At 68.5% G+C, this 17,361-nt stretch carries 16 protein-coding genes; 7 read left to right on the forward strand and 9 right to left on the reverse strand.

All coding sequences use genetic code 11. The features are described from left to right. Nucleotides 1-479: 479 nt before the first annotated feature. The 4 genes from VF330_RS08625 to VF330_RS08640 all read right to left on the reverse strand — a co-directional run bounded on the left by VF330_RS08625 (nt 480) and on the right by VF330_RS08640 (nt 5,547). Entirely contained in the window at nt 480-1,268 is a 789-nt protein-coding gene (locus VF330_RS08625) for a chitosanase (protein WP_330850982.1), read from the reverse strand. Nucleotides 1,269-1,441: 173 nt separating this feature from the next. After that, nucleotides 1,442-2,902: an alpha/beta hydrolase gene (locus VF330_RS08630; RefSeq protein ID WP_330850983.1), complete on the reverse strand. Its 1,461-nt coding sequence runs from the start codon at nt 2,900-2,902 to the stop codon at nt 1,442-1,444. A gap of 54 nt (nt 2,903-2,956) precedes the next feature. Beyond that, on the reverse strand, nt 2,957-3,673 hold the full coding sequence (locus VF330_RS08635) for a MerR family transcriptional regulator (RefSeq protein WP_330850984.1): 717 nt from the start codon (nt 3,671-3,673) through the stop codon (nt 2,957-2,959). A gap of 170 nt (nt 3,674-3,843) precedes the next feature. Then, complete coding sequence (locus VF330_RS08640; protein ID WP_330851011.1) at nt 3,844-5,547, reverse strand: S8 family serine peptidase; 1,704 nt, start codon at nt 5,545-5,547, stop codon at nt 3,844-3,846. A 243-nt stretch (nt 5,548-5,790) separates the two neighbouring features. Here VF330_RS08640 and VF330_RS08645 point away from each other — a divergent pair, with 243 nt between their 5' ends. Further along, nucleotides 5,791-6,879, forward strand: coding sequence for a sugar ABC transporter substrate-binding protein (locus VF330_RS08645; protein ID WP_330850985.1), 1,089 nt, complete (start codon nt 5,791-5,793; stop codon nt 6,877-6,879). A 184-nt stretch (nt 6,880-7,063) separates the two neighbouring features. Then, nucleotides 7,064-8,167 (forward strand): sugar ABC transporter substrate-binding protein, encoded by a 1,104-nt coding sequence (locus tag VF330_RS08650; RefSeq protein WP_414675358.1) that lies wholly within the window; start codon nt 7,064-7,066, stop codon nt 8,165-8,167. Between the two features lie 55 nt (nt 8,168-8,222). On the opposite strand, the gene VF330_RS08655 is transcribed toward VF330_RS08650, so the two are convergent. Both VF330_RS08655 and VF330_RS08660 read right to left on the reverse strand, forming a co-directional pair. Then, the gene (locus VF330_RS08655; protein WP_330850987.1) at nt 8,223-8,957 is read right to left on the reverse strand and encodes a hypothetical protein; all 735 of its coding nucleotides are present in this window, start codon (nt 8,955-8,957) and stop codon (nt 8,223-8,225) included. Between the two features lie 32 nt (nt 8,958-8,989). After that, entirely contained in the window at nt 8,990-9,202 is a 213-nt protein-coding gene (locus tag VF330_RS08660; RefSeq protein WP_330850988.1) for a hypothetical protein, read from the reverse strand. 239 nt (nt 9,203-9,441) lie between these two features. On the opposite strand from VF330_RS08660, the gene VF330_RS08665 reads away from it, so the two are divergent. The 5 genes from VF330_RS08665 to VF330_RS08685 all read left to right on the forward strand — a co-directional run bounded on the left by VF330_RS08665 (nt 9,442) and on the right by VF330_RS08685 (nt 12,907). Further along, a complete protein-coding gene (locus tag VF330_RS08665; protein ID WP_030468404.1) occupies nt 9,442-9,648 on the forward strand; it encodes a cold-shock protein in 207 nt (68 codons plus the stop codon). Between the two features lie 110 nt (nt 9,649-9,758). Beyond that, nucleotides 9,759-10,640, forward strand: coding sequence for a glutamate ABC transporter substrate-binding protein (locus tag VF330_RS08670; RefSeq protein WP_330850989.1), 882 nt, complete (start codon nt 9,759-9,761; stop codon nt 10,638-10,640). Beyond that, nucleotides 10,637-11,251 carry an amino acid ABC transporter permease gene (locus tag VF330_RS08675; RefSeq protein WP_330850990.1) on the forward strand — a complete coding sequence of 205 codons (615 nt, stop codon included), beginning with the start codon at nt 10,637-10,639 and terminating at the stop codon, nt 11,249-11,251. The genes VF330_RS08670 and VF330_RS08675 overlap by 4 nt, the downstream gene beginning before the upstream one ends. Continuing rightward, the gene (locus tag VF330_RS08680; RefSeq protein WP_330850991.1) at nt 11,251-12,018 is read left to right on the forward strand and encodes an amino acid ABC transporter permease; all 768 of its coding nucleotides are present in this window, start codon (nt 11,251-11,253) and stop codon (nt 12,016-12,018) included. Before VF330_RS08675 ends, VF330_RS08680 begins: the two co-directional genes overlap by 1 nt. Next, entirely contained in the window at nt 11,999-12,907 is a 909-nt protein-coding gene (locus VF330_RS08685) for an asparaginase (RefSeq protein ID WP_330850992.1), read from the forward strand. The genes VF330_RS08680 and VF330_RS08685 overlap by 20 nt, the downstream gene beginning before the upstream one ends. Here the strand turns inward: VF330_RS08685 and VF330_RS08690 are convergent. From VF330_RS08690 to VF330_RS08700, 3 genes are all read right to left on the reverse strand, one after another. Beyond that, entirely contained in the window at nt 12,904-13,344 is a 441-nt protein-coding gene (locus VF330_RS08690; RefSeq protein WP_330850993.1) for an ester cyclase, read from the reverse strand. The two genes, VF330_RS08685 and VF330_RS08690, sit on opposite strands and share 4 nt — an antisense overlap. 86 nt (nt 13,345-13,430) lie before the next feature. After that, nucleotides 13,431-15,458 (reverse strand): NPCBM/NEW2 domain-containing protein, encoded by a 2,028-nt coding sequence (locus VF330_RS08695; RefSeq protein WP_330850994.1) that lies wholly within the window; start codon nt 15,456-15,458, stop codon nt 13,431-13,433. Nucleotides 15,459-15,608: 150 nt separating this feature from the next. Then, nucleotides 15,609-17,291 carry an acyl-CoA dehydrogenase family protein gene (locus tag VF330_RS08700; protein WP_330850995.1) on the reverse strand — a complete coding sequence of 561 codons (1,683 nt, stop codon included), beginning with the start codon at nt 17,289-17,291 and terminating at the stop codon, nt 15,609-15,611. Nucleotides 17,292-17,361: the final 70 nt, after the last annotated feature.

Raw genomic sequence — 17,361 nt, forward strand, 5'->3', positions numbered from 1 at the left:
CGGCTTGGTTGCCGGGGGCCTTTTGCGTTGGGCGTCTTGTGGGATTGGGCCGGGCGGGGTTCCAGCGTGCTCCTGTTGCGTTGTCCCTGTGCCTGTCCCAGCGTGGTCGTGCACCTCGGACGAATGACCGGGGTGCATCGCCGCTGACGCGTCGATAGCGATTGGGGCTTGACTTCGGGGCCCTTGCGAGGTGCTGTGGTCGGCCGGAAAACGGCCGGACGCTTCGCGACCGGCCGAGCCCGAAAGGGGTAGCACCTCGCACCCAAAGTCAAGCCCCAATCGCACAAGAACGGGTGGGTTCACCGGCTCTAAGCGGCGGAAGGAAAAGACGGCTCGCCTTCGGCTTCGCTTGGAAGTGCGGGGGTCTTGTCGGCTCGCCTTCGGCTTCGCGGTTGGTTGGTGCCTGCCAGCTGTTGTGAGAGAGAAGGGGAGGGCGTCCCCTGCGGGCGCCCTCCTCTTCCGTTCTGCCAGCCGGAGACCTAGCTGATTTCGAAGCTGTCGCCGTACACCTTCCACTTCAGCGGCGTTTTCAGGTCGAAGTTGCCGGCCTTCAGCCACACGCGCTGGGCCGTTTCGATGCGCGAGACGTCCTCGTGGGCCGCTTCCTGCTTCATGGCCCACACGCGGGCGTCCATGAAGGCGTTCAGCCACGTGGTTTCGTTGCCGCCCTGCGACGGCGGCTTGGCCTTGCCCAGGGCGCGCTTGCGGATGTTGCTGAAGCTCGTCTTGTCGCCACCGTCGCCGTGCACGACGATCGCGTCGTAGTAGGCGAACTGGCCCAGGGCCCGCACGCCGTCGGCCTTGCCCTGTGCCACCGCGGGGTTGAAGTACACGCGGTCCCGTTCGGACTCCTGCGCCGCCTTGAAGACGGAGTCCTTGGCCGCGGTCTTCCAGTCCTTGGTGAAGTTCGGGTCCAGGCCCGAGTGCGAGTCGGTGCCGTCCACCTTGCGCAGTGCGGGGAGGTACTTCTCCAGCACGTTGCCCGGCTTGCGCGACTTGTAGAGCTCGACCAGGTCGAGCATGTCGCCGGTGCCGCTGCAGAAACCGATGATGCCCGCGGTGTAGCCGCGGCCGTCGTCGATGTCCTCGATGTAGCCGAACTGGGCCTTCCAGTCCGTCGAGGAGTTCTCCGCGCTGGACACGATCTGCATCGCGATGTCCTTGAGGCGCGGTTCGTCGAGGTTGGCCGCCGAGGCGGTACCGACCGTGGTGGTGATCAGCGCGGCGCACGTGAGGAGTGCGGCCGCGATGCGTCCAGTGAGTTTCACGAAGTTCCCTCCGGGGCAGGGATTGTGGGGTCCCGGGCGGCGTGGGAGCAACGGTAAGGGGTTCAGACCTTTATTGGCAAGAGTCTTTACTAATTCGCGAAACGGACATAAGGCAAGAGGAGTGCAATCCGGCGGAAACGCTTGTGGTGCACACGCTTCCGCCGGATCGGGGGTCAGCTGGTCTCAGCCGCGCACTTCGTGTCGTTCGGGCGCCGGCCGCCGAGCAGGTACTCGGTGACCTTGTCGTCGGCGCACTTGTTCTTGGCGATCACGTAGGAGCCGTGGCCGCCGTGGTCGACGGTGATCATCGCGGCCCTGTCGCCGAACGCGCGGCGCGTCGTCAGGGCGCCGGCCAGCGGCGTCGCCGGGTCGCGTTCGTTCTGCACCATCAGCACGTTGTGCGGGCCCTTGTCGGAGGGCAGGACCTGCTTCTGCGCCGGCTTCGGGAAGAACGCGCACGGCTGGATGTTCGCCGCCGCGGCGCCGAACATCGGGTGGCGGACGCGGTCGATCGCGACGTTGCGCTCGTAGGTCCGCACCGAGGAAGGCCACTCGGAGTCGCCGCAGATCACGTTGAGGCGGCCCGAGATCAGGCTTTCGACGCGGGAGATGTCCGGGATCTCGATGGGCGGCAACGGCTGGTCGGCGTCCAGCGCTCGCCACTGCGCGGCCATCTTCGCGAACGACGCGTCACCGGTGGAGTACAGGCCGCTGAACACCAGCATCCGGAACTGCTGACCGGTGAGGCCCTCCACGGACGGCTTGCGGTCCAGCCGGCCGGCGAGGTCGAAGTACTTGGCGCGCACCTGGTCCGGGGTGGTGCCCAGGCCGTACTCGGGGTGGGCCGCCGCCCACTTCGCGAAGTCCGGGAACGTGTCCTCGACGCCGCGGCCCATCAGCCGGCCGCCCTCGACGTCCCACCCGGTCGCGGGCAGGTTGCTGTCGATCACGACGCGGTCCGCGGTCCTCGGGTGCAGCGTGGCGTAGACCGAACCCAGGTAGCTGCCGTACGAGTAGCCGAGGAACGACGCCTTCCGCTCACCGAGGGCGGCCCGGACGCTGTCCAGGTCGTGGGCGATGTTCCTGGTCGTGTTGTGCGGCAGCGCGTCCGCGGTGGAGGACCGCAGGCACTGCTGTGCGATCTTCTTCGTCTCCTCGGCCCACGCGCGCACGTCCGACGGCTTCACGGCGTACGGCGGCACGCTGCCCGTCGCCTGCTGCTGCTCGGTCAGATCGCACGTCGACGGCGAGCTGTAGCCGAGCCCGCGCGGGTCCATGCCGATCACGTCGTAGGCGTCCAGCACGCTCTGCGGCAGACCGATGGCCTTGAGCACGAACGGGAACGTCAGCCCCTCGCTCGGCCCGCCGGGGTTGGTCAGCAGGATCCCCTTGCGCTTCGCCGGGTTCTTGCTGGCCAGCCGCGAGATCATCACCTCGGTCCTGCGGCCCTCGGGCTCGCGGTAGTCGAGCGGCACGCTGAGCGTCCCGCACTCCAGGTCCTGCAACGCCACGTCGGCCGGACACGCCACCCAGTTCACCTTCGTGACCGGCGCTGCCGACGACGCCCCCGGCGCCGCCACCAGTGCTGCTGCGGCGGCGGTCACGACCGCGGCCAGCGACAACGTTTTTCGCATTCGCAAATACCTCCCCGACGACGCACCCTCGCGGTACGCCGGAACTGTGGAACGTCAGCCGTTCATGCGGACGAGAACGTCCAGCTGGGCCTTGTGGTAGAGCTCGGCGATCGTCTTGACGATCGTCTGCGCCACGAACTTGTCGCTGTGCGGCGAAGCACCCCGCACGCGCGTCGGATCCGGGAACGCGGCCTGCATCTCCCGCACCAGGGGGTCGACGCGCATGCGGTCGGCCAGGTCCTGGCGGGTCTCCTCGTCCGCGTCCTCCGGCAGCTCGTCGAACTCCACGAGCACGGGCACCCTCGCGTACGTCTTGAGCACCTCGGCGTACGACGACAGCGCGTCCGGCGTGAGCAGCTGGGCCATCACGACGGTGAACGCGCGGTCCTGCGGTGACAGGTCCGTGTGCGCGAGCGTCGCCGCGATCTCCGGCGGCAGGTCGGTCGGCGCCTCCTGCCGCAGGATCACCGCGATCTCGCCGCGCACCCGCTGCAGCCGTTCGACCGTCGCGGCCAGCTCGGCGTCGAGCTCGCGCAACGCCTCACCGGGGTGCTCGTCCCCGTCCCCGAGGCCGGCGATCTGCGTGAGCGACAACCCGAGGTCGGTGAGGCGCTTGATCCGCAGCACCCGCACCAGGTGCGTCACGCCGTAGCTCTTGTAGCCGTTCGCCTTCCGCCCGGGCTCCGGCAGCAACCCCACGTCGTGGTAGTGCCGGATCGTGCGCAACGTCGTGCCGGCGAGCTCGGCCAGCTGACTGGTGCTCCACCCCACGACGTCCCCTTCCACTCGGTCTGACACCACCCAGTGGAAACCATGCCGCTGCGGCACGGTCAAGGCGGCCGGAAAGGTTCAGACGAAGGTCGGCGGCACGATCTACTTTCGTCGCAAACAAAAGGCTCCCGGTCGAGACGACCGGGAGCCGATTGCTGTCCAGTTGGGACTTACAGGAACTGACCACCGCGGGTGACGGCGCCGTAGGCGTCCACGATGCCGTGGCCGTAGAAGCCGTTGAACTTCGCGTCACCCTCGCAGGTGGCGTCGAACTCCGGCGTGCGGCCGACGTTGACGTACGACACGGTGCGCGGGTTCGGGCAGGCGCGCTGCGTCGCGGTCTTGTAGAGCACCTTCTCGACCTTGTCGGGGTCGAGGGTCAGGCCGGGACGGCCCTTGTCCTTCTTGCCGTACTGGCTGACGATCAGCGCGGCGACACCGGCGGCGTGCGGGGCGGCCATCGAGGTGCCCTGCAGGTACTGGTAGTAGCCGACCTTGTCGCCCTGCACGGCCTTCTTCACGCCCGCGGCCAGGCCGTCGGGGGTGATCTCGCCGGCCTCGTCGATCGCGCCCTCGGCGAGAGCGACGTTGCGCGGGTAGGTGGACAGGATCAGGTTCTCGTTGGTGCGGTACCACGGCGTGCCGAGGCCGTCGCGGAAGTAGCCGCCGGGAGCCGAGACCGCGGTCTGCTCGAGGCCGTAGTTCGAGTAGTCGGCCTTGGCGGTCGACGGGCCGAGAGCGGACACCGAGATCACGTGGTCGCCCTCGGTGGGCAGGTTGAGGCAGGTCGCGTTGTCGATCGGACGCGGACGCGCGTGACCCGGCGGGTAGTTCGGGCTGACGGTGTCCGTGCGCGGCTTGCCGAGGTCCTCGTGGTTGTTGCCACCGGCACCGATCAGCGTGACGCCCTTGCGGTGCGCGTAGTTCAGCGCGCGCTGCACGGACGCGATGACCGTGCGCTGCTCCAGCTGCTCCTCGGCCGAGGCTGTGGGGTCGTTGGCGCAGTTCATGTACCACGGGTCGACGTAGAACGACATGTTGATGACGTCGAGGCCGATGTCGGCGCCGTAGGTCAGGGCGTCGACGACGGGCTGGAGGAAGAACGAGCCCGCGTCCTGGCCGCCGCGGATGTTCACGAGCGACACGTTCGGCGCGACACCGGAGATGCCGAAGCCGTTGGCCGCGGCACCGATGGTGCCCGCGACGTGCGTGCCGTGGCCGCCGTCGTCCCAGTTGGCCGGGTCGACGCAGCCGCGGAACTCGCACGGGCCGTCGAACACGCCGCCGTCGGCGTCGTTCGGGATGTCGATGGTGAAGTTGCGCGAGAGCTCGTTGTTGAAGTTCGGCGCGATGTCCGGGTGGGAACCGTCCACACCGGTGTCGAGGATTCCGACGTACACGCGCTTGTCACCGGCCTGCTTGGCCCGCGCGATGTTGGAGCGAACGAGGTTCAGGCCCCACAGGTCGCCGTCGAGCGGGTCCATGCCCGCGGTCGACCCCTGCTGGGCGGGAGCCTTGTTCGGCTTCTCGCTCTTGTTCTCCTTCTCGACGTTCTCCCGCTTGACCTTGTCGGCCTTGGGTGTGTGGCCGATCGGCTTGGACCGAGCGGCACCGACGACCTCGCTGGACGCCGAGACCTTCTCCACGAACCCGTTCGCGGGCGCCTTGACGGTCAGCAGGCCCACGGCGTCGTTGCTCCGCACGACCTCGCCACCCGCCTTGCGCACGGCGTCGATCGCGAAGTCGCGGTTGCCAGGGCTTTCCAGCAGGACGGTGTACTCCGTGTCCTTCTGCTGCCCCGAAACCGAGGCCGGCGCTGCCCCCGCCGCCGAAGTGCCCGCGGCGACCAGCGACACCGTCGCCGCCACCGCCATCACGGTTCTGCGCGTTCTCACCTAGCTGTCTCCTCACACCCGGTCAGGGCTGGATCCACCACCACGGGCAGCCCCCGATCGCCACCCGAGTCCGACACACTCGCACGAAATCGCGCCCGGCATCAGCGCCTTTCGTACGGAATCGAACTGTAGTCGATCGGCAGCGGAGGGTGACGTTATAGGAAGGAATCTTGACTTGTTGATATTTTGAGGATGGACTTCGCGCTTATGCGAAGACGGGTAATGGCAACGTCGGCATGCCTGCTCTTTCTGCTCTCTGCCTGCGGTGATGCGGACAAGGGTGCTCTGACGCTGCCTTCGCGTGGTCCCAAACCAATCGTCGGAGTAATCCTTCCCGACCAAACGAGCTCCTCTCGCTGGGAGGAGCAGGATCGTCCTCTCCTGACACAGGCCTTCAACTACGCGGACATCGAACCGTTCATCGAGAACGCGAACGGCGACGAGAAGAAGTTCCTCGAGATCGCCGAGGAGATGATCCGCCGCAAGGTGAAGGTCCTGGTGACCACGCCGCTGTCACCGGCGGGTGGTCTCGCCGTGCAGAAGAAGGCGAAAGACGCGGGCATTCCCGTCATCGACTACGACCGCCTGACACTCGGTGGCCAGGCGGAGTACTACGTGAGCTTCGACGGCGTGAACGTCGGCCAGCTGCAGGCCGAGGGAATGCTGGGCTGCCTCGGGGAGAGACCGGGCGCCCAGGTCGTCGAGATGGAGGGCGCGCCGACCGACCACAACGCCACCCTGTTCGCGCAGGGGCACAAGTCGGTGCTGGGTCCCAAGTACGAGAGCGGTGCTCTCAAGCTCGTGAAGACCCAGTCGGTGGAGGGGTGGAAACCCGACATCGGCGGCCCGCTGTTCGAACAGATCCTGAACGGCAACGGCGGCAAGGTCGACGCCGTCGTCGCGGGCAACGACGGAATCGCGGGCGCGGTCATCGAGGTGCTCAGGAAGAAGAACCTCGCGGGCAAGGTGCCGGTCACCGGTCAGGACGCCACTGTGGAGGGTCTGCAGGCCATCCTGCGCGGCGAACAGTGCATGACGGTCTACAAGCCGGTGCGCGACGAGGCGGAGGCGGTCGCGAGGCTCGCCATCGCGGTCGCCAGGGGTGACCTGGACGGTGCCGACGACCTCGCCACCGGCAACCTGCGGGACCCGGTGGCGCGGCGCGACATCAAGTCCGTGCTGCTCGGTGCCACGTTGATCAAGAAGGACAGCGTCCGGCGGCTCGTCACCGAGGGCGTCGTCAAGGCGCAGGAGCTGTGCACCGCCGATCTCGCGTCGGTGTGTGCGAGTCAGGACATCGTCGCGGGCTGAGTTCGTGAGCGTTACCGGAGGGCGTTCGGGACCGGTCGTCGAAAACCGATCTTGAACGCCCTTCGCCCGTTCGTGCCCGTTGTGCCTCTCGCGCGGAATCGAGGGGTAGTCGACCGGCGCCGGACAGTGACGTTATGAGAAGAAATCTTGACTTAACAAGATTCAGGCGTTGGACTCCGCGTTTATGCGAAGACGGGTAATGGCATCGTCGGCGTGCCTGCTCTTTCTCCTGACCGCCTGTGGTGACGCAGGTCAGGGCACTCCGACGCTGCCGGCGCGCGGGCCCAAACCGATCGTCGGGGTAATCCTCCCCGACCGGACGACTTCCGCGCGCTGGGAAGAACAAGATCGCCCACTGCTGACCCAGGCGTTCAACTACGCGGACATCGAACCTTTCATGGACAACGCGGAAGGCGACGAGGCGAAGTTCGCCCGGATCGCCGACGAGATGATCCGCCGCAAGGTGAAGGTCCTGATGATCACGCCGTTGTCGGCGGCGGGCGGCATCGCGGTCCAGAAGAAGGCGAAGGCCGCGAACATCCCGGTCATCGACTACGACCGCGTGACGCTCGGCGGCCAGGCGGAGTACCACGTGGGCTTCGACAGCGTGAACGTCGGCCAGCTCCAGGCCGACGGTCTGCTCAGCTGCCTCGGCGAGAAGTCAGGCGCCCAGATCATCGAGATCGAGGGCGCGCCGACCGACCACAACGCCACCCTCTTCACGCAGGGCCAGAAGTCGAGGCTGTCGGCGAAGTACGACAGCGGCGCGCTCAGGCTCGTGAAGACCCAGGCCGTCGCCGAGTGGGACAACGTCCTCGGTGGACAGCTGTTCGAGGAGATCCTGAACGGCAACGGCGGCAAGGTCGACGGCGTGGTCGCGGCCAACGACGGCCTCGCCGGCGCGGTCATCGAGGTGCTCAAGAAGAAGAACCTCGCGGGCAAGGTCCCGGTCACCGGTCAGGACGCCACGATCGAGGGCCTGCGGGCCGTCCTGCGCGGCGAGCAGTGCAACACCGTCTACAAGCCGGTGCGCGACGAGGCGGAGGCCGCGGCCAGGCTGGCCATCGCGGTCGCCCGCGGTGACCTGGAGGGTGCCGACGACCTCGCCACCGGCAACCTGCGGGACCCGGTCGCGCGGCGCGACATCAAGTCGGTGCTGCTCGGCGCGACGCTGATCAAGAAGGACACCGTCAGGACCCTCGTCACCGAGGGGATCGTCAAGCCGCAGGAGCTCTGCGCGGGCGACCTCGCGGCGGCGTGCGCCGGTCAGGACATCCTCGGCGGCTGAGACCCGGACCGGTGGCGGGCACGACGAGGTGCCCCCACCGGTCCGGCACGCCTGCTCAGTCGGGCAGGTCGTGCCGGCCGGAGATGAACTCCTGGACGGCGATCTTGGCGCGGATGATGGGCTGCCGGATCCGCGCCTCCCTGCGGTAGGCCCGCGTGAGCTTGCGCGAGCCCTCCGGGTAGCGCCAGCGCGCCCACGGCGAGCCCGGCCTGGCCAGCCGCACCGCCCCCACGGCCGGCACCACCGGCACGAGCAGGCCCAGCAGCCCGGTCCAGATCTTGCCCTTGAGCAGCGCCACGATCGCGAGGCACAGGTTCACGCCGATCGCGATGACCCGCAGCGTGAACGTGTCCGTCGGCGTCGTGTCCGGGTTGAGCTGGAGCACCTCGTCGTAGCCCAGCGGCCGGGCGCCGAGCAGGAACGTGCCGGTCAGGCCCACGGCGAGGAAGACGGCGTCGACCGAGAGCCGGCCGGCCTTCGTCCAGTACACGTCCCTCAGGTGCAGGATCAGCGCGAACTCGTCCAGCACGAGAGCCGCGCCCACACCGACCACCGCCGCGGCCGCGCACCGGGCGCCGTAGAGGTCGTCCGGGATGATCAGGCTGCTCACGCTGGACAGGAGCAGCAGCACCGTGCCGAACACGACGTGGTGCACGTGCGTGTCGCCGTGGACGATGTTGCGCGGCCACCAGCGCACCTTGGCCCTGATCATGCGCACGCTGATGCGGATGAACACGAACGTGGTCACCAAGCCGATGAAGAAGAAGAGCAGTCGTTCGCTGCCGGTCAAGCACAGCCCCCTGGGGTCAACGACCCACCAGGTTACCTGTTGTCGTTGACGTTCCCGTGGACCTTGCCGATCTGGAACACGGTTCCGCGCACGGTGCCGGTGAGGCTGTTCGTGATCACGTCACCGCCTCCGGAGGGCGGGCGGGACGGGGTGTCCGCGAGGTGCTCGCGGGCGATCGCGTGCAGTCCGCTCCGCACGTCTGGAGCCACTTCTGCCTTGATCGACAAGGTCGTCTGCTCGGGCACGCGACACCTCCGAGAAGGTCGTTCGGGTCCTCACGTTAGCAGTGAAATTGATGGCTCGACTGGAGGCGGGGAGCCGTGGTTGACTGTCCATGGTCGTACGTTTTCGTGTTCGTGGTACCACGCTCGCGCAAAACGAGGTCGCGAGCGTGAGGGTTCTCCAGGTTCCGGAGAAGTCGCTGTTCCGACTTGACCCGGTGGTCGCGAACGCGATCCGGCACCTGTGGAGGAGAAGTAGCAAGATGGCAGTACAGGGCACCGTCAAGTGGTTCAACGCGGAGAAGGGCTTCGGCTTCATCTCCCCCGACAACGGTGGCGCCGACGTGTTCGTCCACTACTCCGAGATCCAGATGAACGGCTACAAGGCTCTCGAGGAGAACCAGCGGGTCGAGTTCGAGATCGGTCAGGGCCAGAAGGGCCCGCAGGCCCAGGGCGTCCGCGCCGTCTGAGTCCGACCGGTCAGCACATCTGATCTGACGTCGAAGCCGTCTGTCCTGTATCGGACAGGCGGCTTCGCCGCGTCTTGTGCTCCCTCGAACACCGTCAGTAGCTTCGCCGCATGGGGAAACTGGTCGTAGCCGCGCTGTTGCTCTTCGTGGCCGGGTGCTCCGGCGGCTCCGAGGCGGTTCCCGGTGGCGGGAGCAAGCTCGACGCGCTGCTCGCCAAGGCACCCGTCCACGCGGGCCAGGTCACCCCCGGCTCCGCTGTCGACCGCATCCGGCAGCGCGGGAAGCTGTTGGTCGGCGGCTCCCAGGACGCCCCGCTGCTGTCCCAGCTCGACCCGGTCAGCGGCGAGCTCACCGGGTTCGACGCCTACCTGGGCAAGCTCCTCGCGCGGTACCTCGTGGGCAAGCCGGAGACCGAGCTGCTCAGCGCGACCTCCGAGACGCGCGAACCGTTGCTGTCCAACGGCACGGTCGACGTGGTCATCCAGACCTACACGATCACGCCCGCCCGCCGGGAGCGTGTGTCGTTCGCCGGCCCGTACTACCGGTCCGGCCAGTCGATCGCCGTGCGCAAGGGCACGTCCGGCATCGCCGAGCCCGCCGACCTGGCCGGCAGGACCGTGATCGTGGGGGCGAACACGCCGGGCGTCAAGGCGGTGCGCGACGCGGCCCCGACGGCCGAGGTCGTCGAGTTCGGCTCCGACCCCGAGTGCCTGACCGCGCTGAAGCAGGGCCGCGGCGAGGCCTACGTGCAGGACCAGGCGATCCTCGTCGCCGACGCGTCCAAGGACGACGAGCTCCAGCTCGTCGGCGAGCCGTTCACCGAGGACCTCTACGGCATCGGCATCAAGCACGGCGACGCCGAGTTCACGAAGGTCGTGAACGACTGGCTGCGCCAGATCGGCGAGTCCGGGCTGTGGCAGGAGGTCTGGAAGCAGACGATCGGCACCGTGGTCGCGGGAGACGCGCCGACGCCACCCGCGATCGACTCATGAGCCTTGTCCTCGAAGGCTTCCTGAACACCGTCGCCCTGACCCTGCTGTCGTTCGCCGGGGCGGTGCTCGTCGGGGTGCCGGTGGCCGTGCTGCGGATCGTGCCCGTGCCGTTGCTGCGGGCCGTGGGCGCGGTCTATGTGGAGGTGTGGCGCAACGTCCCGCTGCTGGCCTGGCTGGTGCTGTTCGTGTTCGGGCTGCCGGAGGTGGGCGTGACGATGCCGCTCTTCTGGACGGCGTGCGTCGCGATCGCGCTGTACGAGGCGGCTTTCGTCGCGGAGGCGCTGCGGTCCGGTGTCCACTCGGTGGCCTCCGGGCAAGGCGAGGCCGCGCGGGCGCTGGGGCTGTCGTTCCGGCAGTCGTTGCGGCACGTGATCCTGCCGCAGGCGGGCAAGCGCGTCGTGCAGCCGTTGGCGAACATCGCGATCGCGCTGACCATGGCGACGGCACTGGCCGGGGTCGTCGGCGTGGTGGACATGACCCGTGCGGCGCAACGGATCAACCTGGAGCTCGCCCAGCCGTTGCTGGTCTTCACCGGTGTCGGTCTCTGCTACCTGGTGATGGCGGCCGGGATCGGGTTCGGGGCGCGGGCGCTGGAACGGCGGCTGGCCTGATGTTCGACGCTCCCGGTCCTCGTGGCCGCCGCCGGATCCTGTGGGTCTCGGTGGTGTCCGCGGTCGTGCTGCTGGGGCTGGTGGTGCTGGGGCTGCGGCAGTTCGCGGCCGGCGGCGAGCTGGACGCCACCCGGTGGAGGCCGTACCTGACCTGGCCCGTGTGGCGCTATCTGCTCGGAGGTCTGTGGTCGACGGTGGTGGCGGCGTGCGCGACGGGGATGCTGGCGATGGCGGGCGGGTTGCTGCTCGCGTTGCGGCCCAACCGGTTCACGCGCGGCTACGCCGAGGTCGTTCGCACCATTCCGGTGCTGCTGCTCGTGTACGTCATGCTGTTCGTGCTGCCGTCGTTCGGCGTGAACCTGCCGTTGTTCTGGAAGCTCGTGGTGCCGCTGGCGTTGTCGCACGCGGCGTCCTACGCGGTGATCTTCCGGGCCGGGGTGGAGTCCGTCGACCCCGGTCAGCGCGAGGCGGGGCTGTCGCTGGGCATGGCGGACGGCGTGGTGACGCGGTTCGTGGTGCTGCCGCAGGCCGTGCGGCACATGACGCCGTTGCTCGTCACCCAGGCCGTCAGCCTGCTCAAGGACACCTCGCTGGGGTACGTCGTGTCCTACACCGAGCTGCTGTTCAACGGACGGGTGCTCGCGAGCTACAACGGCCTGCTGATCCAGACGTTCCTCGTCGTCGCGTTCGTCTACCTCGTGGTCAACCTGGGACTGTCCCGGTTGGCGCACCGGCTGGAGGCTTCCCGTGCCCGCACTGCTCGCTGAGGTCACCCGGTCCGGCTTCGTGGAGAGCCTGCACCACGGCAGCGTCCTCGGGCTGCTGCCGTCCGGCGACGTCGGCGTCTCCGTGGGCGCCGTGGAGGACCTGGTGCTGCCGCGGTCGTGCCTGAAACCGTTCCAGGCGCTCGCGTGCCTGTCCGCGGGAGCGCCGCTGACGGGTCCGGCGCTGGCGATCGCGGCCGGGTCGCACACGGGGGAGAACCGGCACGCCGAGCTGGTGGTGCAGCTGATGGGCGGGCTGCCGTTGGGGCTGCTGCGGTGTCCTGCCTCCTGGCCGGAGGACGAGGAGACGCGGCGACGGCTGAGCGAACCGTCACGGGTGCGGATGAACTGCTCCGGCAAGCACGCGGCGATGCTGGCGGCGTGCGTGGCGTCGCGGTGGCCGACGCAGACCTATCTGGAGCCCGCGCACCCGTTGCAGCAGCTGGTGTTGCGGACGGTCGAGGAACTGTCCCACGAGGCCGTCGCCCACACGGCGGTCGACGGGTGCGGCGCGCCGGTGTTCGGGTTGTCGTTGCACGGCTTGGCGCGTGCGATGCAGGGGTTGGCGCGGACACCCGTCGCCGACGCCATGCGCGGTTTTCCCGAGTACGTCGGGGGAACCGGGCACGTGAACACCTCCGTGATGCGGCTGCTGCCCGGCGTGGTGGCGAAGGGCGGTGCCGAGGGCGTGCTCGTGCTGGCGACGGCGGCGGGGCACGCCGTGGCGGTGAAGGTGCTCGACGGCAACCCCCGCGCCACCACCGCCATCGGGCTCACGGCGCTGGCGGCGCTGGGGTTCGACGTGTCCCCGGCGGAGGAGCACCTGTCCGTGCCGGTGCTCGGCGGCGGTCAGGTGGTCGGCGAGGTCCGGGTGGTGTTCCAGCGGCCCTAGAACTCGGCTGGCACGTCGATCATGCCGAGCTGCGACATCACGGTCGCGGTGTCGCCGTAGATCCGTTGGCAGACCAGGACGTCCTTGTCGAAGAGGAAGAAACCGACCATCCGCACCTTGAAGGCGCGGCCGGTCACCTCCTCCCCGGTGAGGCTGCCGAGGTGCGTGCCCTGGAGCTCGAACTCGACGATCACGGCGTCGTCGGCGTGGTGGACGTCGACGACCTTGGTGAGCTGGTCGGGGAACGCCGCGCGGGTGCGCTGCCAGTACGCGCGGACGTCGTCCACCCCGTCGAGGACCTGACCGGACGCCATGATCTCGTAGCGCGGGCTGGGGAACGTGGTCAGGGAGGTGTCGAAGTCGTGGTCGTTCTGCGACTCCATGTGCTCCAGGACGATCGCCTCGCGCAGCGCTCTGAGCGCCTTGGACTCGGTCATGCCGACGGATCCTCCTGCGTACGCCGTACGTCGCAGGGAAGTTACTCCACGCCGCACGGTCTTCGCCAGTGCCCGGCAGCCGCAGGTCAGGCCGACCGGCAGGTGATCCTGAGGTCACCCCAGTCGGCGTGGTCGTAGGCGTTGCCGTTGCCGCCGTCCCTCACGACCAGCCGCACGACGACGGCCTGCGAGACGTCCGCCGCCAGCGGTCTCGCGGCGTCGGTGGCCGTGACCGGGCCGCTGTCGTGGACCAGCCTGCCGTCCGCCCAGACCTCGTAGCTCACGAGGCTCGCCGGGTCGGCCTTCCGGTCGTCGATGCCGACGGTCGCGGTCACCGCTGAGCAGTTGCCGCCGGTGTAGTACTCGATCTGCGCGGGGGCGTGGGTGCCGAGGCCCTTCGCGAACACCGTGCCGCGGATGGTGATCGGGCCGCCGTCACCCGCCGCCGTCTCGCCGTTGGTGGCGTCGACCTCGACCGGACCCCAGCCGTTGGTGCCGCGCAACCACTTCAGGTCGCTGACGAACTGGTCGCCCTTCGGCGCCGCGCCCGGCACGTAGGCCTCGACGGAATGCTTCCGGTGCACGGGAGCGCGTTCGTTCGGGCTGTGGAAGGTGAAGCTCGCCTCGATCGGGAAGCGGCCCTCCACCGCGTCGGCGGGAACCTGCACCTGCCAGGTGGTGGTGAACGCCTTCTGTCCCGATAGGACGGCGGTGGAGCTCGGTGTGGTGGCCTTCGCCGTCCAGCCGCGGGGAACGCCCAGCCGGGCCCGGACCCCGCTGACCGGCAGGCGGCCGTCGTTGGTCACCGAGGTCGTGTAGGTGACGGACCGGCCGGGTGGCGCGATCGGCAGGGCGCCGGGGTAGAGGAGCTCGCCGGACGCGGCCGTGGTGACGGCCGGCGGGTAGCGGTACCAGTCGTTCGCGGCGCTCACCCGGAACATGGCAGAGCCGTGCGGGGGCAGTGCCGCGGTGATCGAACCCGCGGTGTGCGTGGTGGTCTTCGCCCAGAGGTCGCGGACCCTGTACCCGGTGGCGTTGCCCAAACCCAGCTCCGCCGCCGTGACGGACGTGGTGACGGGGCTGTCGTTCTCGTTGAACAGCAGGACGGCCCGGTCGCCGCCGCTGAGCGGTTTCACGAGCACGTGGGTGCCGCCGTCGTTCCTGACGACCTTGCCCTGGACGCCGAGCGCGTCCTGGTCGACGGCGATGACCTCGCGGTTCTCCAGGATCGCGAACGTCTCCGGCGTGGCCTTGCGCAGGTCGGAGCCGATCAGCAGCGGTGCGGCCATGATCGCCCAGAGGCTGAAGTGGCTGCGGTACTCGACGTCGGTCATGCCGCCGTTGCCGACCTCCAGCATGTCCGGGTCGTTCCAGTGGCCGGGGCCCGCGTGCCGGTCGAGCTCCATGTTGCGCTTGGCGATCGACAGCATGGAGTCCCAGCTGTCGCTGATGTCACCGGTGGTGCGCCACAGGTGGCCGACGTCGCGCGCCCACTCCCACGGCTTGTTCTCGCCCCACTCGCAGATGCTGAACACGATCTCGCGGCCGGTGGCCTCCAGCGCGTCGCGCATCTTCGTGTAGCGGTACCTCGCGTCGACGCCCTGGTTGTTGCAGTTGTCGTACTTGAGGTAGTCGACGCCCCAGCTCGCGAACAGCCGGGCGTCCTGCTCCTCGTGGTCCAGGCCGCCGGGGAAGCCGTCGCTGTCACAGGTCTTGGTGCCCGCGCTGGTGTAGAGGCCGAACTTCAGGCCCTTGCCGTGCACGTAGTCGGCGACGTGCTTGATGCCGTTGGGGAACCGCGCCGGGTCCGGGACGAGGTCGCCGCCGCCGTCGCGGTCGGGCAACGCCCAGCAGTCGTCGATGTTGACGTACTGGTAGCCGGCGTCCTTCAGGCCCTTGGCGACGAAGAGGTCGGCGATGCCCTTGACCATCGCCTCGTCGAACTCGTCACGGCAGTGCGTGCTGTTCCAGTTGTTGAAGCCCATCGGCGGTGTGAGGGCGAGGCCGTCGTCCTTGCGCACGTGCTGCGCCTGGGCGGCCGGGGGGACGAGCACGCCGGCGGTGATGAGGACTGCCACCGCCGCCGTGCGCCACTTCGATCTGCGTTGATCCACGTGCACGCGCTCCTCGTGACAAGGGACTCGTCAGGCGGCGGCGGTCGTGCTCAAGACAGAACAAGTTCGAACACGATCAGACACATGGAAGCGCTCGGCGCGGGTGGGCGTCAAGAGGCCATCGGGTTCTCCCGGCGCCCACCCGTGCGGTCAGGGGCGCATCTCGTACTGGCCGGAGAGACTCGAGACCTGCTGCCAGACGGCGTCGAAGCGGGCCTGGTCGGCGTGCGGCTTGCGGATCTGGGCGAGCGCCCACCGCTGCTGGGCCTCGGTGCTGCTCGCCTTGCCGTGCAGCGCGGTCGCGTAGCCGGCGAAGTCGCGGACCAGGACGTCGAAGACCTGGTCGAGCACGTTCGGGTCCGCGTTCGTGATCTTGGCCTGCTCCAGCACCAGCTGGCCGTAGACGACCAGGGTGAAGAGGTGGCCGAGGTTCAGCAGGAAGTCGAGGTCCTTCTGCTGGGCCTCGTCGGGCGCGGCGGTGGCGAGGAGCGTCTTGACCGCCTTGGCCTGCTCGTGGAACAGCGCGACGTTGGGCAGGTGGGCGTGCTCGGCGTAGACCGGCTCCCAGTCGTGGAACTGGATCTTGCCGAGGCCGCGGGCCGGGCCCTGGTGCCAGAAGAAGTCGTCGTCGCTCGCGTCGTGGCGGGTCGGGACCTCGTCGTAGGCCTGGGGGTTGAAGAAGTAGTTCGGCATGAACTTCAGCACCAGCGCGAGGTTCACGTGCACGGTGCCCTCGAGCTTCGGCAGCGCGCGGATGTCCGCCGTGGCGCGGGTGAAGTAGGTGTCCTTCTCGAAGCCCTTGGCGGCGATGACGTCCCAGAGCAGGTCGATGACGTGCTCGCCCTCGCTCGTGACCTTCATCTTGGTGATGGGGTTGAAGAGCAGGTAGCGGCGGTCGTCCTCGTTCGCCGACCGGAAGTAGTCGACGGCGCGGTCTGAGAACAGCTTCATCGCGGCGAGGCGGGCGTAGGCGTCGACGAAGTTCTGCCGCACGTGCGGGAAGTCCGTGACCGGGTTGCCGTAGAGGATCCGGTTGTGGGCGTGGGTGATCGCCTCGTGGAACGAGTGCTCGCAGATGCCGATGGTCGCCGTGCAGAGGTTGAACTTGCCGACGTTGACGGTGTTCAGCGCGGCGGAGAAGGCGTCGGGGCCGCGGTGGAGGATGTCGGCGTCGGTCAGCGGGTAGTCCTCGAGGCGGAACTCGCTGACGAACATCTGGCTGTCGACGACGTTCTTGACCAGCTTGAAGTTCTCGTGCCGGCTGTCGACGGCGAAGAAGAGGTAGTCGTCGCCCTCCTTGCCGAAGACGCTGACCATGCCGGCGACGTTGCCGTTGCCGATGTAGTACTTGCCGCCGTTGGCCACGTAACCGTTCTCGGTCCTCGTGACGATCATGTCGGTGTTGTAGACGTCGGCGCCGTGCTCCTTCTCGGAGAGGCCGAACGCGAACACCGCGCCTGAGTCGAGCAGCGCGGCCGCCTTCTGCTTGGCCTCCTCGTTGCCGCTCATCCAGATCGGGCCGAGGCCGAGGACCGTGACCTGCCAGGCGTACCAGTACTGCAGGCCGTAGAAGCCGAGCACCTCGCTGAACGCGGCGTTGCGGGCGGCGTCCCAGCGCTTCGTGCCGTCGACGCTCGCCGGCGTGCAGAAGGTGGCGAAGAGCTTCTCCCGCTTCACGAAGTCGAGGAACTCCGCGTACCAGACCTTGTCCTGCGCGTCGGCGATGAGCTGCCGCTTGCCGCGAGTCTCGAACCAGTCGACGGTCGCCTTGAGCAGGCGGCGGGTCTCGTCGTCGAGATGGGCCGGGTCGTAGTGGTTCGGGTCGAGCAGCACGGGGCGCCTCCTTCTGGTCTCCGCCGGACGCTACCAGTGAGTAACTTGCGGGTCTACGTGGGGTTTCTCG

The organism is Lentzea sp., assembly GCF_036380075.1.
GTDB lineage: Bacteria > Actinomycetota > Actinomycetes > Mycobacteriales > Pseudonocardiaceae > Lentzea.

Bases quoted from the DNA above. Each gene is read 5' to 3' on its own strand.
- VF330_RS08630 (WP_330850983.1), bottom strand. From the start codon at position 2,902: ATGCGAAAAACGTTGTCGCTGGCCGCGGTCGTGACCGCCGCCGCAGCA.
- VF330_RS08675 (WP_330850990.1), top strand. From the start codon at position 10,637: ATGAGCCTTGTCCTCGAAGGCTTCCTGAACACCGTCGCCCTGACCCTG.
- VF330_RS08665 (WP_030468404.1), top strand. From the start codon at position 9,442: ATGGCAGTACAGGGCACCGTCAAGTGGTTCAACGCGGAGAAGGGCTTC.
- VF330_RS08690 (WP_330850993.1), bottom strand. From the start codon at position 13,344: ATGACCGAGTCCAAGGCGCTCAGAGCGCTGCGCGAGGCGATCGTCCTG.
- VF330_RS08670 (WP_330850989.1), top strand. From the start codon at position 9,759: ATGGGGAAACTGGTCGTAGCCGCGCTGTTGCTCTTCGTGGCCGGGTGC.
- VF330_RS08640 (WP_330851011.1), bottom strand. From the start codon at position 5,547: ATGGCGGTGGCGGCGACGGTGTCGCTGGTCGCCGCGGGCACTTCGGCG.
- VF330_RS08645 (WP_330850985.1), top strand. From the start codon at position 5,791: ATGGCAACGTCGGCATGCCTGCTCTTTCTGCTCTCTGCCTGCGGTGAT.
- VF330_RS08650 (WP_414675358.1), top strand. From the start codon at position 7,064: ATGCGAAGACGGGTAATGGCATCGTCGGCGTGCCTGCTCTTTCTCCTG.
- VF330_RS08680 (WP_330850991.1), top strand. From the start codon at position 11,251: ATGTTCGACGCTCCCGGTCCTCGTGGCCGCCGCCGGATCCTGTGGGTC.